26 protein-coding genes are annotated in these 25,634 nt (G+C 43.5%); 13 read left to right on the top strand and 13 right to left on the bottom strand.

Annotated elements, in window-relative coordinates; genetic code table 11:
• Nucleotides 1-216: 216 nt before the first annotated feature.
• From R8O70_RS21465 to yfcE, 6 genes are all read left to right on the top strand, one after another.
• Nucleotides 217-951, top strand: a complete 735-nt coding sequence (locus R8O70_RS21465) for a DUF1538 domain-containing protein (RefSeq protein WP_005382077.1) — start codon at nucleotides 217-219, stop codon at nucleotides 949-951.
• Nucleotides 948-1,739, top strand: a complete 792-nt coding sequence (locus tag R8O70_RS21460; protein WP_005382078.1) for a DUF1538 domain-containing protein — start codon at nucleotides 948-950, stop codon at nucleotides 1,737-1,739. The genes R8O70_RS21465 and R8O70_RS21460 overlap by 4 nt, the downstream gene beginning before the upstream one ends.
• Nucleotides 1,729-2,079: a P-II family nitrogen regulator gene (locus tag R8O70_RS21455; RefSeq protein ID WP_005382084.1), complete on the top strand. Its 351-nt coding sequence runs from the start codon at nucleotides 1,729-1,731 to the stop codon at nucleotides 2,077-2,079. Before R8O70_RS21460 ends, R8O70_RS21455 begins: the two co-directional genes overlap by 11 nt.
• On the top strand, nucleotides 2,076-2,483 hold the full coding sequence (locus R8O70_RS21450) for a CBS domain-containing protein (protein WP_005382085.1): 408 nt from the start codon (nucleotides 2,076-2,078) through the stop codon (nucleotides 2,481-2,483). The genes R8O70_RS21455 and R8O70_RS21450 overlap by 4 nt, the downstream gene beginning before the upstream one ends.
• 149 nt (nucleotides 2,484-2,632) lie before the next feature.
• Complete coding sequence (locus R8O70_RS21445) at nucleotides 2,633-2,842, top strand: hypothetical protein (protein WP_005382086.1); 210 nt, start codon at nucleotides 2,633-2,635, stop codon at nucleotides 2,840-2,842.
• Between the two features lie 75 nt (nucleotides 2,843-2,917).
• On the top strand, nucleotides 2,918-3,463 hold the full coding sequence (gene yfcE / locus R8O70_RS21440) for a phosphodiesterase (protein WP_017634822.1): 546 nt from the start codon (nucleotides 2,918-2,920) through the stop codon (nucleotides 3,461-3,463).
• Nucleotides 3,464-3,502: 39 nt separating this feature from the next.
• Here yfcE and R8O70_RS21435 read toward each other — a convergent pair whose 3' ends face one another.
• From R8O70_RS21435 to R8O70_RS21420, 4 genes are read right to left on the bottom strand one after another with little or no spacing between them, the layout of a single operon-like run.
• Nucleotides 3,503-3,781 carry a SelT/SelW/SelH family protein gene (locus R8O70_RS21435; protein WP_005382088.1) on the bottom strand — a complete coding sequence of 93 codons (279 nt, stop codon included), beginning with the start codon at nucleotides 3,779-3,781 and terminating at the stop codon, nucleotides 3,503-3,505.
• Between the two features lie 21 nt (nucleotides 3,782-3,802).
• Nucleotides 3,803-4,558, bottom strand: a complete 756-nt coding sequence (locus R8O70_RS21430) for a sulfite exporter TauE/SafE family protein (RefSeq protein WP_054575224.1) — start codon at nucleotides 4,556-4,558, stop codon at nucleotides 3,803-3,805.
• A 46-nt stretch (nucleotides 4,559-4,604) separates the two neighbouring features.
• Entirely contained in the window at nucleotides 4,605-5,120 is a 516-nt protein-coding gene (gene toxS, locus R8O70_RS21425) for a transmembrane regulator ToxS (RefSeq protein ID WP_005382091.1), read from the bottom strand.
• Between the two features lie 11 nt (nucleotides 5,121-5,131).
• Nucleotides 5,132-6,010, bottom strand: coding sequence for a transcriptional regulator (locus tag R8O70_RS21420; protein ID WP_054575223.1), 879 nt, complete (start codon nucleotides 6,008-6,010; stop codon nucleotides 5,132-5,134).
• A 271-nt stretch (nucleotides 6,011-6,281) separates the two neighbouring features.
• Between R8O70_RS21420 and htpG the strand changes: the two genes are divergently transcribed.
• From htpG to hemH, 3 genes are all read left to right on the top strand, one after another.
• A complete protein-coding gene (htpG, locus tag R8O70_RS21415; RefSeq protein WP_258623745.1) occupies nucleotides 6,282-8,186 on the top strand; it encodes a molecular chaperone HtpG in 1,905 nt (634 codons plus the stop codon).
• Between the two features lie 320 nt (nucleotides 8,187-8,506).
• Nucleotides 8,507-9,151 carry an adenylate kinase gene (gene adk, locus R8O70_RS21410; RefSeq protein WP_005382094.1) on the top strand — a complete coding sequence of 215 codons (645 nt, stop codon included), beginning with the start codon at nucleotides 8,507-8,509 and terminating at the stop codon, nucleotides 9,149-9,151.
• 167 nt (nucleotides 9,152-9,318) lie between these two features.
• Entirely contained in the window at nucleotides 9,319-10,281 is a 963-nt protein-coding gene (hemH, locus tag R8O70_RS21405) for a ferrochelatase (RefSeq protein WP_213893637.1), read from the top strand.
• Between the two features lie 49 nt (nucleotides 10,282-10,330).
• Here the strand turns inward: hemH and R8O70_RS21400 are convergent, their stop codons facing one another.
• Complete coding sequence (locus R8O70_RS21400; protein WP_005382097.1) at nucleotides 10,331-11,719, bottom strand: peptide MFS transporter; 1,389 nt, start codon at nucleotides 11,717-11,719, stop codon at nucleotides 10,331-10,333.
• A gap of 333 nt (nucleotides 11,720-12,052) precedes the next feature.
• Here R8O70_RS21400 and rfaH point away from each other — a divergent pair, with 333 nt between their 5' ends.
• Nucleotides 12,053-12,553, top strand: a complete 501-nt coding sequence (gene rfaH / locus R8O70_RS21395; RefSeq protein WP_005382098.1) for a transcription/translation regulatory transformer protein RfaH — start codon at nucleotides 12,053-12,055, stop codon at nucleotides 12,551-12,553.
• Nucleotides 12,554-12,668: 115 nt separating this feature from the next.
• Here the strand turns inward: rfaH and asnB are convergent, their stop codons facing one another.
• The 4 genes from asnB to nagA all read right to left on the bottom strand — a co-directional run bounded on the left by asnB (nucleotide 12,669) and on the right by nagA (nucleotide 18,588).
• A complete protein-coding gene (gene asnB / locus R8O70_RS21390; RefSeq protein WP_005384979.1) occupies nucleotides 12,669-14,333 on the bottom strand; it encodes an asparagine synthase B in 1,665 nt (554 codons plus the stop codon).
• Between the two features lie 230 nt (nucleotides 14,334-14,563).
• The gene (locus tag R8O70_RS21385) at nucleotides 14,564-16,153 is read right to left on the bottom strand and encodes a cation:proton antiporter family protein (protein WP_005384981.1); all 1,590 of its coding nucleotides are present in this window, start codon (nucleotides 16,151-16,153) and stop codon (nucleotides 14,564-14,566) included.
• Nucleotides 16,154-16,234: 81 nt separating this feature from the next.
• The gene (gene nagC / locus R8O70_RS21380) at nucleotides 16,235-17,449 is read right to left on the bottom strand and encodes a DNA-binding transcriptional regulator NagC (RefSeq protein ID WP_005382105.1); all 1,215 of its coding nucleotides are present in this window, start codon (nucleotides 17,447-17,449) and stop codon (nucleotides 16,235-16,237) included.
• A gap of 2 nt (nucleotides 17,450-17,451) precedes the next feature.
• Nucleotides 17,452-18,588 carry an N-acetylglucosamine-6-phosphate deacetylase gene (gene nagA / locus R8O70_RS21375; RefSeq protein ID WP_005384983.1) on the bottom strand — a complete coding sequence of 379 codons (1,137 nt, stop codon included), beginning with the start codon at nucleotides 18,586-18,588 and terminating at the stop codon, nucleotides 17,452-17,454.
• Between the two features lie 489 nt (nucleotides 18,589-19,077).
• Between nagA and nagE the strand changes: the two genes are divergently transcribed.
• Both nagE and glnS read left to right on the top strand, forming a co-directional pair.
• Nucleotides 19,078-20,571 carry an N-acetylglucosamine-specific PTS transporter subunit IIBC gene (nagE, locus tag R8O70_RS21370; protein ID WP_005384985.1) on the top strand — a complete coding sequence of 498 codons (1,494 nt, stop codon included), beginning with the start codon at nucleotides 19,078-19,080 and terminating at the stop codon, nucleotides 20,569-20,571.
• 276 nt (nucleotides 20,572-20,847) lie between these two features.
• Nucleotides 20,848-22,518 carry a glutamine--tRNA ligase gene (gene glnS, locus R8O70_RS21365; RefSeq protein ID WP_005382124.1) on the top strand — a complete coding sequence of 557 codons (1,671 nt, stop codon included), beginning with the start codon at nucleotides 20,848-20,850 and terminating at the stop codon, nucleotides 22,516-22,518.
• A gap of 222 nt (nucleotides 22,519-22,740) precedes the next feature.
• Here the strand turns inward: glnS and fcrX are convergent, their stop codons facing one another.
• Nucleotides 22,741-23,190: a ferric iron uptake transcriptional regulator FcrX gene (fcrX, locus tag R8O70_RS21360; RefSeq protein WP_005382141.1), complete on the bottom strand. Its 450-nt coding sequence runs from the start codon at nucleotides 23,188-23,190 to the stop codon at nucleotides 22,741-22,743.
• A gap of 200 nt (nucleotides 23,191-23,390) precedes the next feature.
• Here fcrX and R8O70_RS21355 point away from each other — a divergent pair, with 200 nt between their 5' ends.
• Entirely contained in the window at nucleotides 23,391-23,894 is a 504-nt protein-coding gene (locus R8O70_RS21355; RefSeq protein WP_005382144.1) for a DUF4442 domain-containing protein, read from the top strand.
• Between the two features lie 52 nt (nucleotides 23,895-23,946).
• Here R8O70_RS21355 and fldA read toward each other — a convergent pair whose 3' ends face one another.
• From fldA to R8O70_RS21340, 3 genes are all read right to left on the bottom strand, one after another.
• Nucleotides 23,947-24,480 carry a flavodoxin FldA gene (gene fldA / locus R8O70_RS21350; RefSeq protein ID WP_005382146.1) on the bottom strand — a complete coding sequence of 178 codons (534 nt, stop codon included), beginning with the start codon at nucleotides 24,478-24,480 and terminating at the stop codon, nucleotides 23,947-23,949.
• Nucleotides 24,481-24,528: 48 nt separating this feature from the next.
• Nucleotides 24,529-24,750 (bottom strand): DUF2788 domain-containing protein, encoded by a 222-nt coding sequence (locus R8O70_RS21345; protein WP_005393038.1) that lies wholly within the window; start codon nucleotides 24,748-24,750, stop codon nucleotides 24,529-24,531.
• A gap of 112 nt (nucleotides 24,751-24,862) precedes the next feature.
• The gene (locus R8O70_RS21340; RefSeq protein WP_017819953.1) at nucleotides 24,863-25,630 is read right to left on the bottom strand and encodes an alpha/beta fold hydrolase; all 768 of its coding nucleotides are present in this window, start codon (nucleotides 25,628-25,630) and stop codon (nucleotides 24,863-24,865) included.
• Nucleotides 25,631-25,634: the final 4 nt, after the last annotated feature.

Raw genomic sequence — 25,634 nt, 5'->3', positions numbered from 1 at the left:
CGTTTTGTGCTTAGCTTGATCATATCAACACCATTATTTCTGGGATAGTGACAAGCTGACAGAGAGGCTATTAACTTCACATATTAGAAAATATGTAACTAAATGTTATAGATGGCGCTAGTGCATTCACGGTAGAAGAGTGAAATCTATGCCAGACTAAAAGTTATCACTCATTGGAACGAGCGTAATCAGTTTGCATAATCAAGGAGGATAGGCATGGAAGCATTTGTTGCGCTTTTTCGAGCGCTCCTCAATAGTGCTCGTGACTTATTACCCATCATCATTGTTATCACTTTTTTTCAATTAGTCGTTTTGCAAGAGCCGCTGCCCAACCTGGTCTCCATTCTTTTTGGCTTGTTGCTTGTCGTTTTAGGATTAACCTTTTTTATCTTTGGCCTAGAACTTGGTCTTTTTCCTATCGGAGAGAGTATGGCTCAAGCCTTTGCAAAAAAAGGCAGCGTGTTTTGGTTATTAGTCTTTGCGTTTTGTTTGGGGTTTGGCACCACGATAGCTGAACCTGCATTAACCGCGGTAGCGGAAGAAGCCTCAGAAGTTGCGGCTGAGGGCGGAATGATCGCTAACTCAGAGCAGTCCATGCAGGATTACGGAGAAGGACTTCGAGTAACAGTAGCTCTCTCTGTGGGGATAGCTATCGTTATCGGCGTTTTGCGTATCTTAAAAGGGTGGCCGATTCATTACATGATCATTGGTGGCTACGTCGGCGTTGTAATACTGACGTGGTTTGCACCTGAAGCCATTATTGGCGTTGCTTACGATTCCGGAGGTGTAACAACGTCCACCATAACAGTACCTTTGGTCACTGCACTGGGTGTCGGTTTAGCGTCTTCTATTAAAGGGCGTAACCCTATGGTGGATGGCTTTGGTTTAATTGCTTTTGCCTCGCTGTTACCGATGATGTTTGTGATGGTTTACGGAATGGTCGTAACATGATTTCAATTGATCATTTCCTAGACACTTTGTTATCGACCGTTCGAGACGTCGTTCCCATCGCCAGCATTATTTTTGGTTTTCAGTTAGCGGTGTTAAGGCGTCCTGTTAGCAACCTTAAGAAAGTTTTGCTTGGGTTCGTTTATGTGATTTTCGGGTTAGCTCTTTTTTTACTTGGATTAGAAATGGCGTTGTTTCCACTTGGGGAGACGATGGCTGTGCAATTAACGGCGCCGGAGTTTTTACAAGAGTTCAAAGTATCGGTAGGGAAAGCCTTAATGTGGGTCGACTATTATTGGGTTTACACCTTCGCCTTTTTTATAGGCTTTAGTACCACGATTGCAGAGCCTTCTTTAATCGCTGTAGCGATAAAAGCAAACCAAGTCTCTGGAGGCAGTATCAGTATTAACGGCTTGCGCGTAGCCGTTGCGTTTGGGGTGGCAATTGGTATTGCATTAGGGAGTTACCGGATTGTCGTGGGCGATCCCATTCATTATTACATCATCGCGGGTTACATCGTCGTTGTGATTCAAACGTTTTACGCTCCTAAGCTTATTGTTCCACTCGCCTACGATTCTGGAGGCGTAACAACTTCTACCGTCACTGTCCCACTTGTAACTGCATTAGGGTTAGGGCTTGCTTCGACCGTCCCTGGAAGAAACCCAATGATTGATGGCTTTGGCTTGATCGCGTTTGCCAGTCTATTTCCTATGATCTCTGTGATGGGCTATGCGCAAATAACCCAGTGGCTGAATAAAAACGTCTCGGAGGAAGAAGAAAATGCGCTTTAAATTGATACTTGCGTTTGTGGAAGACAGCAAAACAGACAAGGTGTTGGACGCTGCACGCGATGCTGGTGCGACCGGTGCAACAGTGATTAACAATGCTCGCGGGCAAGGTTTAAATCAAAAGCGAACGTTTTTTGGTTTAACGCTAGAAGTGCAAAAAGATGTGCTGCTGTTTGTGGTCGAGGAACATCTATCTCGACACATATTAGAGACCATTAATGAGGTTGGTGAATTTGACAGAGAGTCGGGACAGGGGATTGCTATTCAGATCGATATTGAAGATGCAGTCGGTGTCGCGCATCAAGTCGAGACATTGACCAAAGTAGTCGAGGATGAATTATGAGTGATCAAACGATAATTAGAGTTCGAGATGTTATGGCGGCAACGTATGTGATGGTTGATGGACTGATGACCGTATACGAAGGCATAACGCTAGCGAAAAAATACCAAGTCAAAGCGCTGGTGGTGAAAAAGCGAGATGATAATGATGAATATGGCATCGTGTTGATGAATGATATCGCCAAAAAGGTGCTGGCGAATAATCGTTCTCCTCAGCGCACAAATATTTATGAAATCATGACCAAGCCCGCTTTGTGTGTCGAACCAGATATGAACGTAAAATATTGTGCCCGTTTGTTTGAGCGATTTGGCATAAGCAGAGCGCCGGTCATTGAAAGTGGCGAGGTCATTGGGATGGTGAGTTATAACAATATTGTCATCAATGGTATGGTGCGAGAAGAAGTGTAATCGGTTGATATAAATGAAAAATCAACGAATTTTTTCTCAAGTCAGCGACTGTTACAAAGAACTAAAATATTTAATATATGTTAGGTTGCATATGTGTTAATTCACCATTATTCTTTGCGCCCTAAGCCTAATGTCGAGGAATCTGTATCATGCCTTTAGTCTCTTGCCCCGTGTGTGAGAAACAAATCTCAAAACGCGCTCATGCATGTCCAGGATGCGGAGAGCCCGATCCGCTGCACCATCTAGCCAAATCAAAATTTATGTCGATGGTGTTTTGGATACTGGTGTTGGTTGGAACAGCGTATGCAGCATGGTTCTATGTTTTGCCTATGGTCATTGAATCATTGCGCTATCAGTAGTATTCAAACCGTCGTAGGTTGAGCTGCTAAAAAAATGCCGTAGAATGACCTCATACTTTTTGAGGAGACGATGTCGTGAAACTATTTTTTGCCTCAGACCTGCATGGCTCTTTGCCAGCAACTAAAGAAACCATTGAGCTATTTCTGGCCTCTGGTGCGCACCACCTGATTTTGCTAGGAGATACGCTAAACCATGGGCCGCGAAACCCTATTCCGGAAGGCTACAACCCTCCACAGGTAGCAGACTTATTGAACCAATACAGTGATCAAATTATTTCTGTACGTGGCAACTGTGATAGTGAAGTAGACCAAATGCTATTGAAGTTTCCAATGATGATGGATTACTCATGGGTGCTACTTGAATCTGGCAAGAGAATCTTTTTGACTCATGGTCACTTGTACAACTCTGAAAAACGGCCGCCACTGCGCGAAGGTGATATCATCGCCCACGGGCATACACATGTTCCCGTCGCAGAGATGCAAGATGGAGCCATTATATTCAACCCAGGCTCGATGACATTCCCACGTAATGGCTTACCGAGAAGCTTTGGTACTCTAGAAGACAATAAGCTAACGGTAAAAACGCCAGAAGGCGAAGTATTAGCACAAACCATGATTTAACGGTTTTACTAAGTAAAAAAATAGGGAGCGAATTGCTCCCTATTTTGTGTCTGAATGTCCTAAATCGCGTTCTGGGTCGATAATGTCTCTAACGCGCTGTTTTAGCACCTTGGCTTCAGGAAAGCCGCTGTCTTTTTTCCGTTCCCAAATTTGCTGGCCATTACAGAAAATTTCGAAGCGACCACCTGTGTCTGGGTGTAAGCTGATTGTTTCTATTTCTTCACTAAAAGTATGCAGTAATTCTTGCGATAGCCAAGTTGAACGCAACATCCAGTTGCACTGGCGGCAGTAATAAATATCAATGATTGCTTTATCCATGAAACTTTCCTTTTAATCTTTTTAAACCAGCAACTTGATGCCCACGGCAAACGTGAGAATTTCGAATGCAACTTTAATCACTCTGTTACTGTATCGAGTCGCGGCCCATGCGCCTAAACTGCCGCCTAGAAATGAGCTTAACAATAAAACAGGCAGCCAAGCCCAGTGAATAGGGGCCCCTGCCTGTACGACGGCAATGCCTCCAATGCCATTCCAAAACAGGCCGACACAAATCATGGTGTAAGCAACGGCTTGTTTGTAGTCGTAACCAAACCAGCGCACCAAAAATAGTGTCACGAGCAAACCAGAACCTGCGGTAAGAGATCCGTTAATGATGCCGATAAACAGTAAGCCAATTCCACCAATAACCCAACCAATAGGATGACGGTTGCGTATTACTTCAGCTTGGCCTAGCGATGTCTTAAGTCGCGAGTAGATACCCAGCGCTAGGATCATCGTGCCGAGCATCTTTTCCGCGATACCATCAGGGATCTGTACAATTAAGTTAGCCCCTAAAATCACGCCAGTACTACCGGACAAGATAAGGTAGAGCGCGACTTTCCATTTAATAGTGCCTGATCTTAAATGCGTGCTTGCTGCGCCTAAGCCTAAAGCGACCGAAGCCACCTTATGTGTGCCCAGCGCAACGGAGAACGGTAAGCCGAGAAAGATGAGTAAAGGGAATTGAAGCAAGCCTGCTCCGCCACCGGAAAGTGAAGCCAGCGTGTTGGCGATTAGTGAACCGAAAAAAAGGGTAAGGGTATCTAGCCAATCCATAAGCAAAACAAAGGGGGCGTCTTGCCCCCTTATCATCCAATCAAAATTAGTTTTTAAACAGTACCGAAGAACCGTGGTTCAAGCTAGTGAGCAATAGTGTTTTTTCGTTTACGACGTCAATACGACGACTTTGCTCCGCATCTAGCTTAAAAATTTGAGTAATCAAACGTAGCTGTGCTTCGGAAAAGTCTTTTGATTGAGAAGATGAAATATCTTTAAACTCCGAAGGCGAGACCAACAAATAGTTGTCACTTACTTCCCAGCGGCCTTTTTCCGAGATATTTATCGTTGATTCTGCGGTTGAACCTTGAGCGAATAGTTTTATATTTGCTACGCGAATATAGTCACCATTAGGGAGATATTTCACGTTTGATTCAACATTAACTCGGCGTAGTGGGCCGACAGTATCGTCAGGCAAGCTGTCTGTAATGACTGTCACCATGGTCGACTGCCATTCGTTTGCTGTGAGGAGCTGCTCCACTTTTAGGTCACTTCCCCAATACAACCAACTACTGAAAAGAACGGATACGGCCAAAACCGCAGATGCTAATTTAATCTTCATATTGGCCTCCTTTATTTGCAGATGTCTGTTGGATCGTTTTGACCTGCGAAAATACGCAGTGTTACGTTCTCGTAAGAGTGGTTACTGTCATGAATGTAGTTCAGAATCAGCTGGTTATTTTGTCCACCAGTGGCAATCACTTCCACTGGTAACGAGTCTTCTGCATGGTGCTTCACGTAGCGCTCAATGCATTGCTCTATTGAAGGCAACCAGTTGTTGATTTGAGGGTGATTTACAGGTGTCATCACTGGTACATTTTGATACTCACCAATTTGACGGAATTGGGATTCCGCAGGGTTCGTGAATAACAATACGCAAACAGGAAGCAGCAGAGAGAAAAAGATAATGACACGCGGTAGCCAGTTAATCGTGTTAGATGCTGGCTTCGGCTGAGTTTTAGTCGGCTCTACTTGAGGCTCAAGATCAGCAGTAGTATCGGTCACTATCTCTGTTGGTGGTGTATCGCTCGCTTCTAACTCCACTGCTGGCGCTTCTTGTTCAGAAGCGGTTTCTTCAACGTCAGTGTTAGAGTCAGTAGAAAATGGGCTCAAGCGTTCCACTGAACAAATGAGTTGGTAGCCACGTTTAGGTACCGTTTTAACAAACTCTGGAGATTTTGTTGAATCCTTCAACATCTTACGCAGAGTAGAAATCGCTTGAGTCAGGCTTGAGTCATCCACCTCAAAACCTTGCTCACGCCAAACAAACTCGTGAAGCTCGTTACGGGTTAAAACTTCGTTTGGTCTCTCTGCCAACATCAGAAGTATACGGCTTTCGTTGCTTCCTAATCGTACAACGTCGTTGCCGTTTTGTTGGTCAGCGAGCGAATTACTATTTGGATCAAAGGTGAACCTTTGAGCAAGTAGAAATTTGGTGCCAATGTTAGTCATTTAGTTCTTCTTAGATGGATGATGTTGTAATTATGGTGATTTATGTCACAAAATTACCGGGGCGCTTGGAGTGCGCACGACATTTTAGATGCTTTTAGACGGGTAGGATAATTAAAATTTTCTAAAAAAACACCGTTTTTAGCAATATTGACCTTGAATTTACATTTGTCAGCCACATGTTAAATGACATCTCGGTAAGGTGATTTCAAGGGGAAAGTCACAAACTTGTCCCTATGAAAAAGCCAATTAGTTTAGATGTTATGGAGCACACATGAGCGAAACCGTATCTCAAAATAAAGAAACTCGTGGTTTTCAATCAGAAGTAAAACAACTACTGCATTTAATGATCCATTCTCTTTATTCAAATAAAGAGATCTTTTTGCGCGAGCTGATCTCTAACGCATCAGATGCATCAGACAAACTGCGCTTTCAGGCGTTATCTAACCCAGATCTATACGAAGGTCATGCAGACCTTTGCGTGAAACTGTCGTTTGATGAAAGCGCAAATACCTTAACCATTTCTGATAACGGTATCGGTATGAGCCGTGATGATGTGATTGAGCACTTAGGAACAATCGCAAAATCTGGAACAGCCGAGTTTTTCTCAAAGCTATCTGAAGAGCAGAGCAAAGACTCTCAGCTTATTGGTCAGTTTGGTGTTGGTTTCTACTCGGCATTTATCGTTGCTGACGCCGTTACCGTGCGCACTCGCGCTGCGGGTCTAGCCGCTAATGAAGCGGTACAATGGCACTCAGCGGGTGAAGGTGAGTACACCATCGAAAACATTACCAAAGAGTCACGTGGTACCGACATCATTCTTCATATGCGTGAAGAGGGTAAAGAGTTTTTGAATGAGTGGCGTCTACGTGACGTTATCAGTAAGTACTCTGATCACATCGGCATTCCTGTTTCAATCCAAACTGTTGTTCGTGATGACGAAGGCAAGGAAACGGATGAGAAGAAGTGGGAGCAAATCAACAAAGCCCAAGCACTGTGGACGCGTAACAAATCTGATATTTCAGAAGAAGAGTATCAAGAGTTCTACAAGCACGTATCACATGACTTTGCCGATCCATTGGTCTGGAGTCATAACCGTGTAGAAGGTAAAAACGACTACACGAGCTTACTATACATCCCATCGAAAGCACCTTGGGATATGATGAACCGCGACCACAAATCAGGCTTGAAACTGTACGTACAGCGCGTATTCATTATGGACGATGCAGAGCAATTTATGCCGTCATACTTACGCTTCGTACGTGGTTTAATAGACTCAAACGATTTACCGCTAAACGTATCGCGTGAGATCTTACAAGACAATAAAGTGACTCAGTCTCTACGTAATGCTTGTACTAAGCGCGTGCTAACGATGCTCGAGCGTATGGCCAAGAATGACGAAGAGAAATACCAATCATTCTGGAAAGAGTTTGGTCTTGTGATGAAAGAGGGCCCTGCGGAGGACTTTGCAAACAAAGAGAAAGTTGCAGGTTTATTGCGCTTTGCTTCAACTGAAGTGGACTCTTCTGAGCAAACTGTGGGCTTGGCGTCTTACGTTGAGCGCATGAAAGAAGGTCAAGATAAGATCTACTACTTGACGGCAGACAGCTATGCAGCTGCGAAAAACAGCCCTCACTTAGAACAGTTCAAAGCGAAAGGCATTGAAGTTATCTTGATGTACGACCGCATTGATGAGTGGCTGATGAACTACTTAACTGAGTTTGATGGTAAACAGTTCCAGTCAATCACTAAGGCTGGGCTTGATCTAAGTCAGTTTGAAGATGAAGCAGAAAAAGAGAAGCAAAAAGAAACCGAAGAAGAGTTCAAGTCGGTTGTAGAGCGCACGAAGTCTTACCTAGGCGATCGTGTGAAAGAAGTTCGTACGACCTTCAAACTCGCATCTACGCCTGCTGTTGTGGTAACGGACGATTACGAAATGGGCACTCAAATGGCGAAGCTTCTTGCGGCAGCTGGTCAAGCTGTGCCGGAAGTGAAATACATCTTTGAGCTAAACCCTGAGCACGAATTGGTTAAGCGTATGGCTGACGAAGCCGATGAAGAAGCGTTTGGTCGCTGGGTTGAAGTTCTGCTTGGTCAAGCAATGCTCGCGGAGCGAGGCTCTATTGAGGATCCAACAGAGTTCTTAGGAGCCGTTAATCAACTTTTGACTAAGGTGTAATAACCTCTGCAAATCAAAAAGCTCGCATTTCGCGAGCTTTTTGTTTGTTGTCGCAAAATTTTGCATCTCAAGTGCTGAGTTAATAATCAATAGGGCGTGAAAGAGGGTACTGTTAACATTCTTTAGTCTTAATACACTCTTTGCTCAGAGAACCTGTGATAGAATCTGCGACTTGAATGTGAGTAATAAGGCGTGTATTTTTGCTCGCCTATATACGTTATACCGAAACTTATCGTTGCAGGTGCTTCTCAGGTTTGATGTCTAAGAGGTCAGCTATTGTGAGCTTCGGTATAAATCTTAAATATTAAAGAGGATAAATCATGCGCATCATTCTTCTAGGTGCTCCAGGTGCAGGTAAAGGCACACAAGCAAACTTCATCATGGAAAAATACGGTATTCCACAAATCTCTACTGGTGATATGCTTCGTGCTGCTATCAAAGCAGGTACAGAGCTTGGTAAACAAGCTAAAGCTGTTATTGACGCTGGTCAGCTAGTTTCTGATGAAATCATCCTTGGTCTTATCAAAGAGCGCATCGCTCAAGAAGACTGTGCAAACGGTTTCCTACTAGATGGTTTCCCACGTACTATCCCTCAAGCTGACGGCCTAAAAGAAATGGGCGTAGACGTAGACTACGTTATCGAATTTGACGTTGCAGACGATGTGATTGTTGAGCGTATGGCTGGTCGTCGTGCTCACCTTCCTTCTGGTCGTACTTACCACGTGGTTTACAACCCGCCTAAAGTGGAAGGTAAAGATGATGTAACTGGTGAAGATCTTGTTGTTCGTGATGACGACAAAGAAGAAACAGTACGTGCTCGTCTAGGTGTTTACCACGAGCAAACTGCACCGCTAATCAACTACTACGGCAAAGAAGCTGAAGCAGGAAAGACTAAGTACCTTAAGTTTGATGGTACTAAGCAAGTAGCTGAAGTTAGTGCGGATATCGAGAAAGCACTATCTTAATTTGCTGAAGTCAAAAATTTAATATTTTGATATATTGAAAGCGGCCCAAGTGGTCGCTTTTTTTAGTTTACTCGTAAACATATATCTAATTAACTTCAGCTCGGCTATTCGTTACTTTGAGGTTACTTAAATATATGAACCAAGCCGTTTACCATGAATAGGATGTTATGAAAGAGAATAATAAACAGGGTGTACTCCTAGTTAACCTGGGAACTCCTGACGCACCAACCGCTCCTGCCGTAAAGCGCTTTTTAAGTCAGTTTCTTCATGATCACCGAGTGGTAGACATGACTCGATGGCTTTGGTGTCCACTATTGCACGGCGTTATCCTTCCTATCCGAGCTCCTAAAGTTGCCAAACTCTATCAATCAGTATGGATGGAAGAGGGCTCGCCGTTGATGGTGTACTCTCAACGCCAAACGGAAAAGTTAGCACAAAAGCTTGATATACCTGTAGAGCTTGGTATGACGTATGGTAACCCAAGTTTGCAATCAGGCTTTGAAGCCCTATTGGCGCAAGGCGTTGATGAGGTCATTGTTTTACCTTTGTATCCGCAATACTCGGGCACAACAACGGCAGCGGTTTCTGACGGAATCACTAAAGCATTTAAAAACCTGCCGGTGATGCCAGGCTTTAGCTTTATTCGTGATTATTACAATCACCCGAAATATATTGAAGCGTTAGCGCATTCAGTTCGTGAACATTGGCAAAAGAATGGTCAAGGAGATTACCTGCTGTGTTCTTATCATGGTATTCCAAAACGCTATGCTGACAATGGTGATGTTTACCCACAGCATTGTGAAGAGACGACTCGCTTGCTTGGGGAAGCGTTAGGTTTAAGCGAACAACAAATTGGCATGACGTATCAGTCCCGATTTGGGAGAGAAGAGTGGCTTCAACCTTATACCGATAAGACCCTAGAAGCACTTCCTGCAAAGGGTGTGAAAAATATTAATGTTGTGACCCCTGCATTTTCGTCAGATTGTTTAGAGACGTTGGAAGAGATCTCGGAAGAGTGTAAAGAGATTTTCCTTGAAGCTGGTGGCGAAAACTTTACCTACATCCCTTGTTTGAACGATAGTGAACTTCATATCGAGATGATGGTTGAGTTAGTTCAATCTAAACTTTAGATACAAAAAAGGGTCGCAATAGCGACCCTTTCTACGTTTAGTTGAGCGATCAAGCAACTTGTACTTGCTGCTCTTCTACTTGCTCTGCCGTGCTGTGCGTATTTTCAGCGCCATGCATCCAGCGAACGAGTGTATTAGAGAATAGGAGCAAAATTACGCCACTTACGGTTGCGCTGACCGCAATACCACTAAAGATAGCCATAGCGCCTAACTCGCCTACGTGAGAGCCCACATAGCCCGCAACATAGTTAGCAATCGCATTACAGCCAAACCATGCACCCATCATAAGTGAAGCTAAGCGAAGCGGTGCTAATTTAGTCACCAATGAAAGACCAATTGGTGATAAACACAGCTCGCCTAATGTGTGGAAGAAGAAAGCGCCGACCAACCATAACATCGATGTTTTTACTGTTGTATCTCCACCTTGTTCTAGCACTGCGCCAACCATACAAAGGAAACCAATCGCCAAGAAAAATAGTGCCATCGCAAATTTCACTGGCGAAGTAGGTTCACGTTTACCCAATTTTACCCAAAGGACAGCCAGAACTGGCGCTAGAGTAATAATGAAAAATGGGTTTAGTGATTGGAACCACGCAGCAGGAACTTCGAAACCACCAATCATGCGATCAGTATATTGTTGAGTGTAGATGTTCATCAGACCACCAGCTTGTTCAAAGCCTGCCCAGAAGACAATAGTGAATAAGCTCATGACCAGAATTACTTTTAGTCGATTCACTTCTTCTTTGGTGAGTGGCTGCTTCGTGGTGGCGTTTTTGTTGTTTAGATCTCGTTTCGCCGCTGGTTCGCGACCAATATCACCAAGCCATGATTGAGCCAGTACCATTTGCATCACTAGGCTAACCAGCATACCCACACCAGCGGCAACAAAGCCTGCTTTCCAACCGTAAGAGGTTGTCACAGAGCCAGAAACGACGCCGGCAAGTAATGCACCTAAGTTGATACCCATATAAAAGATAGTGAATGCGCCGTCACGACGGTTGTCACCTTCTTGATAAAGGTCGCCAACCATGGTTGAGATATTTGGCTTAAAGAGACCGTTACCAGTGATAAGTAGGCCAAGACCTAAATAGAAACTGTGTAGCGAACCAATACCTAAAGCATCAGCAGGAAGTGCAAGAGTAAACTGGCCGATGGCCATTAACGCGCCACCAAGCAAAATTGAGCGACGTTGACCTAAATAGTTATCTGCTAGGTAACCACCGATAAGAGGCGTGATATACACAAGCCCTGTGTATATGCCGTATAGGTCTAATGCGTCTTTGGTTGACCAGCCAAGGCCGCCGTTCATTGTTGTATCGGTGAGGTAAAGCACGAGAATGGCACGCATTGCGTAGTAAGAAAAGCGTTCCCACAGTTCAGTACCGAACAATAAGAACAGGCCACGTGGATGACCAAAATATTGATGTTGGTTTGACATAAGCTCTTCTAATAATAGTTATTACATTTTTTAACGACTTCTACGTATACAATGCAATTCAACGAGTGACAAATAATAAAATTTTGCCATTCAACTATTTTTGTTTGTTAAGTGGCTGTTTTTGATTGGATTTGCAGATTATATGATGGTGTATTGGTTGTGTTACAAACTTAATTTCCATTTTTGACTATGGACTTCTTTATCGTAAGTTGCTGAAAAATTTCGTTAATGCGAGCGATGTATAATCATACTTTTATAGATAAACTGAATATCAATGACTCAACTTTGGCTTAATGCTAGGATAAAAACAAAATAGAATTGGCTAGTAAAAAGATGAAACGTTGGTATCTACTTTATTGTAAACGTGGGGAGCAGGTTAGGGCGAAACAACACCTTGAAAACCAAGGTGTGGAGTGCTTTTATCCAACTGTAGAAGTTGAGAAGATTTTGCGCGGTAAAAGACAAAAAGTCGAGGAACCGCTGTTTCCTTGTTACGTATTCGCTTACTTTGATTATGAGCAAGGGCCAAACTTCACCTCAGTCCGCTCTACTCGAGGTGTTGTTGACTTTGTGCGTTTTGGTGCTCAACCGAAAGAAGTTCAAGGTGACTTGGTCTTCGAATTGATGCAGCTAGAAAAGTGTTGTAATGACAATACCGTTTCTGAATGCATGCCAAAACCAGGCGATCAAATTAGAGTTAAAAGCGGTCAATTTGCGGGCATAGATGCCATCTTCCAAGAACAAGATGGTGAGAAACGCTCAATTATGCTAGTTCAGATGATCACCAAGCGTGTGCCTGTCAGCATAGACAATAGTGATTTAGACTTAAAATAGCCTAATTCCATCAAACATAAAAAGAGGTGCAAAAGCACCTCTTTTTGATCGTATCTAATTTTCTGTCTGTTTTAAAAGGGTTGGACGAACCGACCCTTATCTTTATCGTAGAGAATTAGTATGAATCGTTGTGAACGGTCTGTACTGCACGACCTGATGGGTCAACACAGTTTTGGAACGATTCATCCCATTCAATCGCCTTCGCTGAAGAACACGCTACTGAAGGGCCTCCTGGTACACACTCTGCTGCTGATGGAAGTGGGAATAACTCTTCAAAGATTTCACGGTACACGTAGCCTTCTTTTGTCGTTGGCGTGTTGTATGGGAATCGATATTGAGCTGTTTCCATCTGCTGGTCTGTCACTTTCTGTTCCGCGACTTCTTTCAGCGTATCGATCCAGCTGTAGCCAACGCCATCAGAGAATTGCTCTTTTTGACGCCATGCGATCGATTCTGGCAGGTAGTGCTCGAAGCACTCACGAAGGATGTGTTTCTCCATTTTACCGTTGCCACACATCTTGTCTGCTGGGTTCAAGCGCATTGCTACATCTATGAACTCTTTATCTAGGAAAGGTACGCGTCCTTCAACTCCCCATGCTGCCAGCGACTTGTTAGCACGAGCACAGTCGAACATGTTCAGAGCAAGCAGCTTACGCACTGTCTCCTCGTGGAACTCTTTCGCGTTTGGCGCCTTGTGGAAGTAAAGGTAGCCACCAAAGATTTCGTCAGCGCCCTCACCAGACAATACCATCTTGATACCCATCGCTTTGATCTTACGACCCATTAAGAACATAGGTGTTGATGCGCGGATAGTCGTCACGTCATACGTTTCAATGTGGTAAATCACGTCACGAATCGCGTCCAAACCTTCTTGAATCGTGTACGTCATTTCGTGGTGAACGGTACCAATTTGGTCGGCAACTTCGCGAGCTGCTTTCAGGTCAGGCGCGCCTTCTAGGCCAACAGCAAAAGAGTGCAGTTGAGGCCACCAAGCTTCAGACTTTTCATCATCTTCAATACGCATCGCTGCAAAGCGTTTTGCTACCGCAGATGTAATAGAAGAATCTAGACCGCCTGAAAGAAGTACACCGTAAGGCACGTCAGTCATTAGTTGGCGTTTAACAGCCGCTTCTAGCGCTTCAGTCAATTCTTCTTTGCTAGTGCTGTTACCTTGTACTGCTGCGTACTCGTTCCAGTCACGAACATAGTAACGTGTTGGCTCAGTATCTTTAGAGCTGTAGTAGCTACCAGGAGGGAATTCACTTACTGTTTTACATACTGGAACAAGAGCCTTCATCTCTGATGCCACATAGTAGTTACCATGCTCATCGTGACCTTGATAAAGAGGGATAATACCAATATGGTCACGGCCGACTAAATACTCATCTTTTTCTTCGTCGTAGAGAACAAAAGCGAAAATACCGTTTAGTTCTTCAAGGAGATCTGCACCCATATCTTGGTAAAGTGCAAGAATGACTTCACAGTCTGAATCGGTTTGAAATTCGTACTTTCCTTCGTAACGAGCACGAATTTCTTTATGGTTGTAGATTTCACCATTGACGGCAAGGATGAGCTTCTTATCAGGGCTGTATAGCGGCTGTGCACCACTATTTAGACCAACAATCGCCAAGCGCTCGTGCGCTAAAATAGCACGCTCTGAAGAGTAAATCCCAGACCAGTCTGGGCCACGGTGACGAAGTTTTTTCGACATCTCTAATGCGATAGGGCGCAATGCGGCTGCATCGCTTTTAATGTCTAAAATGCCAAATACTGAACACATACTACATCCTTACTAAACTAAACAATTTCTAATCGGTATGGTTTAAATTTGCCATTACTAATAAAAAAAGCAACGTTTTGTGATTAAAAAAATGATAAAAGGCCTTGATATATGGAAAACATTTAACTCAACCGTTGTTTTGGTGAATGAGATCAAGGTTTGGTATAAAAACTATACAAAAAAGGCTTTCTATCAATAGAAAGCCTTCCGAAAAATATCAGTGCTGTTGCTTATTTAATTGGTGTGAATTTAGGTTGAAGTTGTTTACAGACGTGTCGAGCAAAACCGCTACCAGCTTCACTATAAATATTGAATGCTGCGTCAACGCCATTTTCAAGTAAGCCTTCCAATTGATCTGGGTATTCGGCGATAGCGGCAATTTGCCCCTTATATTTTCTGCGTTTAAGCTGCTCAAGTGCTGTTTGGTTACCTTGATGATGTGGCATTGCAAGCAGAACCAGTTTTACATGACCTGTATCTAAAATTCGCTCCCAGAAATCCGGGTCGGTGGCATCACCAGAAATCACATTTCTTCCTTCTGAACGATGATGATGTGCAGCGTCTTCACGAATTTCTATACCCAATGAAATTTTGCCATAGCGTGAACGTAGCTCATCATAAGCGCCCGTTCCAATACGCCCCATACCTAAGATCAATACTTGGGCATGACCTGGGTTGATGAGTTGGTCGCGTTGATTGAGCTTTTCTACCGCTGTCTCTTGCAGCCACTTACCTGAATGTTGATAAATTTTATGGCTAAGGCGGTTAAGTGGCGCGGAAATTACAAAGGATACCGACACCGCAACCGCAATCGCAGCAAGCATATCACTTGGCATCCAGCCCATTTTATAGGCCAACCCAGCAACAATAAGACCAAACTCACTGTAGTTAAATAGTGATAAAGAGGCGAGCAAAGAGGTACGTACTCGAAACTTAAAATGATTAATAGTGACGAAGTACAAGAGTCCTTTGATTGGTAGCAGTAAGATAAATAGCAGGGCGAGAACGACGCCATTCACGCTCAATGAGGCGGATAAGCCAATGTTCAAAAAGAAGCAGACTAAAAAGAGCTCCTTCATATTGAATAATGACTTGGATAGTTCTGAGGCTTTTGGGTGACCTGCGAGTAGCATGCCTAAAATTAGCGCGCCCAAGTCTGGTTTCATCCCGACCAACTCGAATAGCCCAGCACCGACAACAAGCGCGAAGAAAATACCGAATAGCACCAGCATTTCGCCGTGGCCAACTTTATCGAGCAGCTTATAGAATAGGGGACGAAGGAAAGGCAGTGCGAACAAACCGATGGCATACCATTCTGGGACTTTTCCGGTTGAAGCAGTCAGGAATACTACGGCAAAAATATCTTGCATAACTAAGATACCGATCGCGAGTGTGCCGTAGGTCGCGTTCATTTCGCCTTTTTCTTGCAATGCTTTTACGGCAAAAACGGTACTAGAGAACGATAGTGCAAAAGCTAAGAGCAGGATTTGGCTGCCGTCCATACTGGCTAGCGAAGTCAAGCCCAGTAGTTTTAAGCCGGATAACGCTAGGGCAAAAAAAGCGGTAGAGAGTATGTTGTGGGCGGTTGCACCTCCCCATATTTCTTTGGACAGCAGGGTTTTTACATCGAGTTTGAGTCCAATAGTAAACAGAAGAAGAGTAACACCAAGATCTGCGAGAGTGACAATAACGTCATTGCTTTGGTAACCAAATGCATGCAAGCCAAATCCAGCTAGTAGAAAACCAACGAGGGGAGGGAGGCTGCATTTAAGCGCAATAAAACCAGCTAAAAAAGCGGCTGTAATTAGAATAATTTCCATACTGTTGAGCTGTATTCCTGATATACAAAAACGGGCTGTGAAAACACAGCCCGAGATTGTAACTCAATTGGTTGTATAAACTTAGTCTTCCAGTAACTTTTGTAACAAAACTCCGTTCAGCATAGCGCGTTTAATCATCGCAAATGCGCCCATCGTTGGCTGCTTATCAATGTGAGAAGCCACGATAGGGAGGTCGTTATGGAAAGTTTTAAGAGATTGATTCTCTACGTTGCGTTGAATTGCAGGGAAAACAATATCTTGTGCTGCAGTAATATCGCCAGCAATTACAATTTTCTGTGGATTAAATAAGTTAACCGTAATCGCAATCGCTTTACCTAGCTGGTTGCCTACTCGCACTAAACTCTGTTTCGCAAGTTCATCACCATTCATTGCGTGCTGACATACCGCTTCAATTGTGATGTTTTCAAGGTCGGTTAAGCTTGATTCGTATCCTTGAGTAATCAGTTGCTTCACTCGTTGAATAATCGCTGGGTTTGCAGCTACGGTTTCTAAACAGCCAAAGTTTCCACATTGGCATTGCTCACCAAGCGGGTCAATTTGGATATGACCAATTTCACCGACGTTGCGGTTAAAACCAAGAAAAACCTGGCCGTTAACGATAATACCTGCGCCAGTACCGCGGTGGACACTAACCAAAATAGAATCCTGGCAGTCTTGGCTTGCTCCAAAGTAGTGCTCAGCCAACGCCATGCCACGTACGTCGTTGCCAACAAAGCATGCTGTATTAAACTTCTCTCCAACAATTTCACCGAGAGCAAGATTATCGATATCGGTATTAGGCATGTATTCGACCACGCCAGTTGTTGGGTTAACAAGGCCCGGTAAAGTGATGCCGATAGCGATGAGTTGATCAATTTTGTCTTCGCAACGGCTTACGAAATCTTTTAATAAATCGATAAGTCCTGCGATTAAGTCTGCTTGGTTAGTGTAGTGCAGTTCATGCTGATCTTCTGCCAGCGCGGTGCCACCTAAATCGTATAAACTGAACTGTACGTAATCTCGACCTAAGCGAACGGCAATCGAGTGAAAAGGTTTGACTTCAGTAGTCAAAGAGATCGCACGACGACCACCAGTTGAAGCTTGTTGGGCGACCTCCTTAATAAGGCCGCGCTCTAAAAGTTGGCGGGTTATTTTGGTAACACTAGCAGGCGCGAGCTGACTCACGTCCGCGACTTGAATACGGGAGATAGGACCTTGCTGATCAATCAGCCTATATACCGCAGCGCTGTTAAGCTGTTTTACTAAATCTACATTACCAATCTGTCCGCCATTCATGCTTAATTTTGCTCGTATTGTCCGTTAACAACCGTCGCTTTTACTTTAAAGTCACGATCGAAAATAGTCAGGTTTGCAACCATCCCTTTTCGAACTCGGCCAAGGCGATCCTCAACACCAATTGCTGTTGCTGGGTATAACGTGGCCATTCGTAGAGCTTCGTCTAAAGCGATCCCCGCGTGCTCAACTGAATTCTGAACTGCTTCAATCATTGTCAAAGCTGAGCCGCCTAGCGTGCCATTTTCATCAACACACTTACCATCTCGGTAATATACTTTCTTACCGACAAAAATAAAGTGATCAATGTTAGCACCTGCTGGAGCTGTGGCATCCGTCACCAAAACAAGCTTTTCACCTTTGATTTTATGAGCAATTCGGATGTTTGCGTAGTCGACGTGAAAACCATCAGCAATAATGCCAGCATAAACGTCAGGAGTATCGTAAATTGCACCAACAACTCCTGGTTCACGACCAACCATTGGTGTCATTGCATTAAAGAGGTGTGTAGCAAAAGTAATGCCTGCTTCAAAGCTTTTACGTGCTTCGGCGTAGGTTGCATTTGTGTGGCCAATTGAAACCACGATGCCAGCAGCCTTTAATCGCGCAATATGCTCTGGGTCGTTATGCTCAGGTGCTAGTGTTACTTTCGCTACGATATCGGCGTTTGCGCAGATAAGGTCGATCATGCTTTCGTCTGATGGGCGAATAAAATCGACGTTATGGATGCCTTTTTTCGCGACGTTAAGGTAAGGACCTTCGAGGTGTAAACCAAGCGATTGATTTTGATATTTGTTGTGGTACTCACGAGCTGCGGCAATTGCAGTTCGCATATCTTCATCAGATGATGTAATGAGTGTTGGCAGGAAGCTAGTACAGCCAGATTTGAGGTTTGCCTGGTGCATGATTTGCATGGTTTCAGGGGTAATTGCATCGTTTAGCATTACACCGCCACAACCGTTCAACTGCAGATCGATAAAGCCTGGACTTAGATTAGCGCCTGCAAGGTCTTTTACTTCGATGCTTTGAGGTAGCTCAGAAACCGGCACAATAGATTGAATAAGATCGTTTTCGATGATGACCGCATGATCGGTAAGAACATCACTACCGGTATAAATTTTACAGTTACTTAGCGCGTACATAGTCAGCTAGTCCTTATAGATGAGAATTCAATTTCTATATCGTTATCTAAGTAGAGACTGCTTCAGTCATATGGGTACTTAGTTTGTATCACTGAATTAGATAACGAGTCACATACAGCAAGTCGCGTTTTATCGATGTTATTGTCATAGTAACTAACTGAAAAGTAATAATTGTATGGTTTTTTATGATTCTTTTTCAGAGCAAAGTTACAGTGATTTACCCGCCTAGATACCAAAATAACACTGATTCTGCCTTGCATAAAGTGCGAGAATATTATCTTTAAAACGCCATTTTTTCGTATAATAAAATAAGTTTTATGATCTCGCTAGCAAAAACCTTCCGAAAGGGTAAATTGTGGTGATTATGATCACAAACGGTGAGCTTTTAATTTGCGGAGCAAAATTAATATCATAAACTTAGGATGACTAAATTGGACGGCTGAAATAAGTCATTCAACATAACATCTAATCCTATAGGGGGAACTTAAGGTGAACATTCTCGGATACTTCCAGAAGGTGGGTAAGGCGCTTATGGTGCCGGTTGCCACACTTCCTGCAGCAGCAATACTCATGGGTATTGGCTACTGGATCGACCCAAATGGCTGGGGCGCAAACAGTGCACTTGCTGCATTTCTTATTAAAGCTGGTGCAGCGATCATTGACAACATGTCAGTATTGTTCGCTGTTGGTGTTGCTTACGGAATGTCTAAAGACAAAGATGGCGCCGCTGCACTTTCAGGCTTCGTGGGCTTCTTAGTTGTCACAACGCTTTTGGCCCCTGGTGCAGTATCACAAATTCAAGGCATTGACCCAAGTGAAGTACCTGCTGCATTTGGTAAAATCAATAACCAGTTCGTAGGTATCTTGGTTGGTATTGTTTCTGCTGAGTTGTACAACCGTTTTTCTCACGTAGAGCTGCACAAAGCACTGGCGTTTTTCTCTGGTAAGCGTCTTGTACCTATCCTAACGTCTTTTGCTGGTATCGTTATTGCGTTCATCCTGATGTACGTTTGGCCATCAGTTTACGGCGGTCTGGTCAGTTTTGGCGAAAGCATTCAAGGTATGGGTGAAGCAGGTGCAGGTGTTTATGCATTCTTCAACCGTCTTCTAATTCCTGTTGGTCTGCACCATGCACTAAACTCAGTGTTCTGGTTTGATGTTGCTGGTATTAATGACATTCCAAACTTCCTTGGCGGTGCGAAATCATTAGCTGAAGGCACGGCAACGGTAGGTGTTACGGGGATGTACCAAGCGGGCTTCTTCCCAATCATGATGTTTGGTTTACCAGGCGCTGCTCTAGCGATGTACCATACTGCGAAATCAAAGAATAAAGAGAAAGTGGCATCTATCATGATTGCGGCTGCGTTTGCTTCATTCTTTACAGGTGTAACAGAACCACTTGAATTTGCATTCATGTTCCTTGCTCCAGGACTGTACGTTCTTCACGCAGCGCTGACTGGTCTATCAGTTTATATCGCGGCATCAATGCAGTGGATTGCAGGTTTCGGTTTCTCTGCTGGTTTAGTCGACTTAGTATTGTCGACTCGTAACCCGCTAGCGGTAAACTGGTACATGCTCATTGTACAAGGTCTTGGTTTCTTTGCGGTTTACTACTTCGTGTTCCGTACCGTGATTGTTAAGTTTGGCCTTAAAACACCGGGACGTGAAGATGATGAAGAAGCTTCATCTAACGTGGCTGGATCAAGCAATTCTTCAGAGCTTGCTCGTCAGTACTTGAAAGCACTTGGCGGTCATGACAACCTAAGTTCTATCGATGCCTGTATTACTCGTTTGCGCCTTTCTGTGAAAGATATGAGCGTTATCAATGAGAAAACTCTGAAAGATCTTGGAGCTATGGGAGTTGTGAAGCTAGGTACAAACAACCTACAAGTTATCCTTGGTCCACTAGCAGAGATTGTTGCTGGTGAGATGAAGAATGTATCTAAAGATGAAGACTTAAGTGGTGTTCAGTTACCAGCTTAACTGTTTAATAGTGGTGCGATTGTTTGTTATTGGTATTGCAAACAATTGATACTACAACATCGCAAAAGGCCTCCGCAGGAGGCCTTTTTTCGTTTAGGCCCTTTGAATCTGCTTTGCTTTCACGCCAACTCAATAAATATTGTCGTTTTAGAGCGAGTTCTTGTTGTCTAATTGCTTAGAATTGTGGATCATTAGGAACAATGTACTCTGTGAAACCATACTTGGATACAGGGTTCCGTTTTCTCTGACAATACTAATATTTTTGAGGTGCTATAGATGAGTGAAGCTGATGCTCGTCCATCAAACTTTATTCGCCAGATCATTGATAAAGATCTAGCGGATGGTAAACACACTAGCGTGCATACTCGATTCCCGCCGGAGCCAAATGGCTACCTGCATATCGGTCATGCTAAGTCTATCTGTTTGAACTTCGGTATTGCTCAGGACTACCAGGGTCAATGTAATCTGCGTTTCGACGATACAAACCCTGAAAAAGAAGACATCGAATACGTTGAGTCTATCAAGAAAGATGTAAACTGGTTGGGCTTTGAGTGGAGTGGTGAAGTATGTTACTCATCAAACTACTTCGATAAGCTTTACGAATATGCAATTGAATTGATTAACAAAGGCTTAGCGTACGTAGATGAGCTAAGTCCAGAGCAAATTCGTGAATACCGCGGCACACTAAAGGCGCCAGGTAAACCAAGTCCATACCGTGACCGTTCTGTTGAAGAGAACTTGGCGTTGTTTGAAAAAATGCGCGCTGGTGAATTTGAAGAAGGTAAAGCGTGTCTTCGTGCTAAAATCGACATGGGTTCTTCATTCATGGTCATGCGCGATCCAGTTTTATACCGTGTGCGTTTTGCTACGCACCACCAAACTGGTGATAAGTGGTGCATTTACCCAATGTACGACTTTACGCACTGTATTTCTGATGCATTAGAAGGCATTACGCACTCTATTTGTACGCTTGAATTCATGGATAACCGTCGTCTGTACGATTGGGTTCTAGACAACATCACGATCGAAAGCCGTCCACATCAATACGAGTTCAGTCGTTTAAACCTTGAATACACAGTGATGTCTAAGCGTAAGCTTAACCAGCTAGTTACTGAAAAACTGGTTAATGGTTGGGATGATCCACGTATGCCGACTGTCTCAGGTCTGCGTCGTCGTGGCTTCACACCTGCATCTATTCGTGAGTTTTGTAAGCGTATTGGTGTAACGAAGCAAGAAAATATGATCGAGTTTAGTTCATTAGAATCTTGTATTCGTGATGACCTAAACGAGAACGCTCCGCGTGCAATGGCTGTACTGGATCCTGTTAAAGTTGTTATCGAAAACTTTGAAGCAGGCGCAGTAGAAAACTTGACAGTTGCCAACCACCCAAATAAACCTGAAATGGGCGTGCGTGAAGTGCCATTCACGCGTGAATTGTGGATTGAGCGTGAAGACTTCCGTGAAGAAGCGAACAAAAAGTACAAGCGTTTAGTGCTAGGTAAAGAAGTTCGTTTACGTGGTGCTTACGTGATCAAAGCTGAGCGCGTTGAAAAAGATGCCGAAGGCAACATCACAACGATCTTCTGTTCTTACGATGCAGATACGCTAGGTAAAAACCCAGCAGATGGTCGTAAAGTGAAAGGCGTTATTCATTGGGTGTCAGCTGATAAAGCTCTTCCAGCGGAAATTCGTCTGTACGATCGTTTATTTACGGTGCCAAACCCAGGCGCAGCGGAAGATTTTGCTTCTACTATCAACCCTGAATCATTAGTTGTGATCAATGGCTTCGTCGAGCCTAGCCTAGCTTCTGCAGAAGCAGAAAAAGGTTACCAGTTTGAACGTATGGGTTACTTCTGTGCAGACTCGAAAGACTCTTCAGCAGATAATCTAGTATTCAACCGCACGGTTGGTCTACGTGATACCTGGGCAAAAATTGAGAATCAATAATCTCAATTAATGCTGAGAACGATGAAAAAATGCCAGCAAACGCTGGCATTTTTTATACCTAATCCCACAGAGTGCTATATAGATGTGCAAAACTGTGGAGAAAAAAGATGGGTGTTTAGTAGCTTTTGTTCTGTAACCAAAGTACTGACGTCTAAGGTACTGACTTCTAGAAACAAAAAACGCCAGCATGTGCTGACGTTTACTTTTTAAATTAACAAACCCTTATTTTTTCGGTTTGTGTGCATCTGGATTGTCTTTACAACCACCATCGCTACACTTGCCGTACAAGTATAAGCTGTGGTTTGTTAGTGTGACATTGTACTTAGCTGCAATCTCTTTTTGACGTTCTTCAATAAGATCGTCAGAAAATTCAATTACCTCACCACAGTCTAGGCACACTAGGTGGTCGTGGTGATGTTGAGTCGATAATTCGAAGACTGACTTTCCACCTTCAAAGTGGTGACGAGTTACAATACCAGCATCGTCGAACTGGTTTAGAACTCGGTAAACAGTTGCTAGGCCAATTTCTTCACCTAGATCAATCAACTTTTTGTACAAATCTTCAGCACTGATGTGCTGGCAGTCTGGCTGCTGAAGTACTTCTAGAATTTTTAGCCTCGGAAGGGTTACTTTTAAACCCGCATCCTTCAGCGCCTGATTATTATCTGACATATACTTTCCCGTTGGATCATCTGCAGCGATTTAACAGAATTCAATCTTCCTACCATTATAGGATAAGCGTTCGGAACATTAAACCACGAACTTCAAAGGGTTAATAGAATCTTTTTGTAAATTAGAAACAGGTCCATTATATTACAGCTCTGACCAGTTACAATTGTGTAACATTAAGCTTGGAGAGGGCAGGGATAGCGATGAATAGGCGACTAGCGAAGATATACAAACCAGGAATTGTAAAGTTCGCACTCAATATTTGGCCTCCTTTTTGGGGGGCGGGTATTAAAATCTTACATATTTCTCAAGACTTCCGTACTGTAAAGGTACGTTTAAAGCTTCGCTGGTGGAATAAAAATGCCAATCGCACCCAATATGGCGGCAGTATTTTCTCTTTAACTGATCCTATTTACTCGTTGATGCTGATGGGGATTCTACGAGAGGAATATTATGTGTGGGATAAAGAGGCAAGCATTAACTTTATTAAGCCGGGGCAAAGTGATTTGTTTGCAGAATTTGAGGTCACTGAAGGGATGCTGGAAAACATTTATCAAATGACACGGAATGGAGAAAAGTGCTTTCCTGAGTTTATTACTCATGTAAAAGATAAACAGGGGAATGTGGTTTCAGAGGTTCAACGCAAGCTTTATGTAAGAAAGAAACCTCAGTATCGCGAAGAGGAAGTACTTACCGATGCTGTGTGACAATACATACAAAAAGACCTCCAAGTGGAGGTCTTTGCATCATTCAATTTGATTAGCCTTCTAGCTCAGCTAAACACATCTCTTCATAGATCTGTTTAACCCAGCTTTCAACACGCTCGTCAGTCAATTCTGGTTGGCGGTCTTCATCAATACATAGACCTACGAATTGGCTTTCGTCACCTTCAACAAGTGCTTTAGACGCTTCAAATTCGTAGCCTTCTGTCGAGGTATGGCCAAGAATTGTGCCGCCTTTAGATTCAACGATATCACGGACTGTGCCCATCGCGTCACAGAAGTATTCTGCGTAGTCTTCTTGGTCGCCACAGCCAAAGATAGCCACTAGCTTAGTAGAGAAGTCGATTTGCTCAAGTTCAGGGAAGAAGTCATCCCAATCACATTGTGCTTCGCCGTAGTACCAAGTTGGGATACCTAGAAGAAGAAGATCGAAGTTATCAATGTCTTCTTTGCTGCTTTTCGCGATGTCTTGAACGTGAACTAGATGTTTACCTAGTTGCTTTTGAATCATCTTTGCAACGGCTTCAGTATTACCTGTGTCGCTACCGAAGAAGATACCTACACTTGCCATAGAGTCTATACCTTTACATTGTTTGTTATTGGCGATGCTACTAAGGGTTTAACCTAACCCTGAGCCTTCCCAAGTTAGCTGAATTACACCTTTTGCAATAAAGCCAGCACAGCCTAGGAAAAGGACTAACCACACAATACGACGACCAAAAACAGGTACATTGCCTTGCTTTAGCACATCTTTTATCGCCATCCCGATGAAAAAAAAGATAGCAGCAAAAAGAAGATCGAGCCCAATAGACTCGAGCATATCCATATAGTCGTAAAGCATTTTAGCCCTTCATGCCGAAAAATCTTGGGCGCACTATACCACTGTTAAACGGTAAAGTTAATGCACTACAAGAAGGGTTATTTCAATAATCTAGTGTTGCTTTTCGAATTTGTTAACTGGAAATGTATTTTCGAATGACTCTCATTACTTCTGTCGGTTTCTCGGCGTGTAACCAGTGACCAGTGCCAGCGATAATGTGTGCTTTAGCATGGTTAAATTGTCGCTTCACTGCCGGCTGATGTTCTGGCATTAAGTAGTCAGAGTCGCCGCCTTTGATAAATAAAGTTGGGATATCTGTTGGTGTGATTTCTTGCCAGCCAATAATTTGGTCATAATTCTCAAAAAGGCTCGGTACGTTAAACCGCCAATCCATCTTATCGCCATTTTTGTACAGTGATTTAGAGAGAAATTGTCTTACACCATCGAGTTCAATATGTTGAGCTAGGATATCCATGGCTTGCTGTCGATTTGCTGGTTTTTCATTAATAACAGCATGTAAGCCGTTAAAAACATTATCGTGACGGTTCGTAGTGTAGGCTACAGGCGCCATGTCGAGAACGACTAACTGCTTGACTACATTTGGAGCAATGTCCACAAGAGCCATCGCGACTTTTCCGCCCATGGAGTGACCAATAACAATAGATGGCTCAACGTTTAAGTGCTGAAGGAGCTGAGCCACATCTTTTGCCATATCGGTATAGTTATGGACTTCGGAGTGGAAAGAGAGGCCGTGATTTCTCAGATCAATACTGATCACCGTGTGATCTTTAATAAGATCGCGGGCGAGTAGACCCAGATTACTTAAACTACCAAACAATCCGTGAATCAAAACAACTGTTTGGCCTTGGCCTTCCTGCTTATAGTTGAGTAATGCTGACATTTTA

It is taken from the genome of Vibrio sp. 779(2023), from assembly GCF_033344285.1.
Lineage (GTDB): Bacteria > Pseudomonadota > Gammaproteobacteria > Enterobacterales > Vibrionaceae > Vibrio > Vibrio alginolyticus.
The sequence above is the reverse complement of the archived record's forward strand: the minus strand, read 5'-3'. Positions and strand labels throughout refer to the sequence as shown.

Bases quoted from the DNA above. Each gene is read 5' to 3' on its own strand.
- R8O70_RS21465 (WP_005382077.1), top strand. From the start codon at position 217: ATGGAAGCATTTGTTGCGCTTTTTCGAGCGCTCCTCAATAGTGCTCGT.
- R8O70_RS21460 (WP_005382078.1), top strand. From the start codon at position 948: ATGATTTCAATTGATCATTTCCTAGACACTTTGTTATCGACCGTTCGA.
- R8O70_RS21455 (WP_005382084.1), top strand. From the start codon at position 1,729: ATGCGCTTTAAATTGATACTTGCGTTTGTGGAAGACAGCAAAACAGAC.
- R8O70_RS21450 (WP_005382085.1), top strand. From the start codon at position 2,076: ATGAGTGATCAAACGATAATTAGAGTTCGAGATGTTATGGCGGCAACG.
- R8O70_RS21445 (WP_005382086.1), top strand. From the start codon at position 2,633: ATGCCTTTAGTCTCTTGCCCCGTGTGTGAGAAACAAATCTCAAAACGC.
- R8O70_RS21435 (WP_005382088.1), bottom strand. From the start codon at position 3,781: ATGGATAAAGCAATCATTGATATTTATTACTGCCGCCAGTGCAACTGG.
- R8O70_RS21430 (WP_054575224.1), bottom strand. From the start codon at position 4,558: ATGGATTGGCTAGATACCCTTACCCTTTTTTTCGGTTCACTAATCGCC.
- toxS (WP_005382091.1), bottom strand. From the start codon at position 5,120: ATGAAGATTAAATTAGCATCTGCGGTTTTGGCCGTATCCGTTCTTTTC.
- R8O70_RS21420 (WP_054575223.1), bottom strand. From the start codon at position 6,010: ATGACTAACATTGGCACCAAATTTCTACTTGCTCAAAGGTTCACCTTT.
- htpG (WP_258623745.1), top strand. From the start codon at position 6,282: ATGAGCGAAACCGTATCTCAAAATAAAGAAACTCGTGGTTTTCAATCA.
- adk (WP_005382094.1), top strand. From the start codon at position 8,507: ATGCGCATCATTCTTCTAGGTGCTCCAGGTGCAGGTAAAGGCACACAA.
- hemH (WP_213893637.1), top strand. From the start codon at position 9,319: ATGAAAGAGAATAATAAACAGGGTGTACTCCTAGTTAACCTGGGAACT.
- R8O70_RS21400 (WP_005382097.1), bottom strand. From the start codon at position 11,719: ATGTCAAACCAACATCAATATTTTGGTCATCCACGTGGCCTGTTCTTA.
- rfaH (WP_005382098.1), top strand. From the start codon at position 12,053: ATGAAACGTTGGTATCTACTTTATTGTAAACGTGGGGAGCAGGTTAGG.
- asnB (WP_005384979.1), bottom strand. From the start codon at position 14,333: ATGTGTTCAGTATTTGGCATTTTAGACATTAAAAGCGATGCAGCCGCA.
- R8O70_RS21385 (WP_005384981.1), bottom strand. From the start codon at position 16,153: ATGGAAATTATTCTAATTACAGCCGCTTTTTTAGCTGGTTTTATTGCG.
- nagC (WP_005382105.1), bottom strand. From the start codon at position 17,449: ATGAATGGCGGACAGATTGGTAATGTAGATTTAGTAAAACAGCTTAAC.
- nagA (WP_005384983.1), bottom strand. From the start codon at position 18,588: ATGTACGCGCTAAGTAACTGTAAAATTTATACCGGTAGTGATGTTCTT.
- glnS (WP_005382124.1), top strand. From the start codon at position 20,848: ATGAGTGAAGCTGATGCTCGTCCATCAAACTTTATTCGCCAGATCATT.
- fcrX (WP_005382141.1), bottom strand. From the start codon at position 23,190: ATGTCAGATAATAATCAGGCGCTGAAGGATGCGGGTTTAAAAGTAACC.
- R8O70_RS21355 (WP_005382144.1), top strand. From the start codon at position 23,391: ATGAATAGGCGACTAGCGAAGATATACAAACCAGGAATTGTAAAGTTC.
- fldA (WP_005382146.1), bottom strand. From the start codon at position 24,480: ATGGCAAGTGTAGGTATCTTCTTCGGTAGCGACACAGGTAATACTGAA.
- R8O70_RS21345 (WP_005393038.1), bottom strand. From the start codon at position 24,750: ATGCTTTACGACTATATGGATATGCTCGAGTCTATTGGGCTCGATCTT.
- R8O70_RS21340 (WP_017819953.1), bottom strand. From the start codon at position 25,630: ATGTCAGCATTACTCAACTATAAGCAGGAAGGCCAAGGCCAAACAGTT.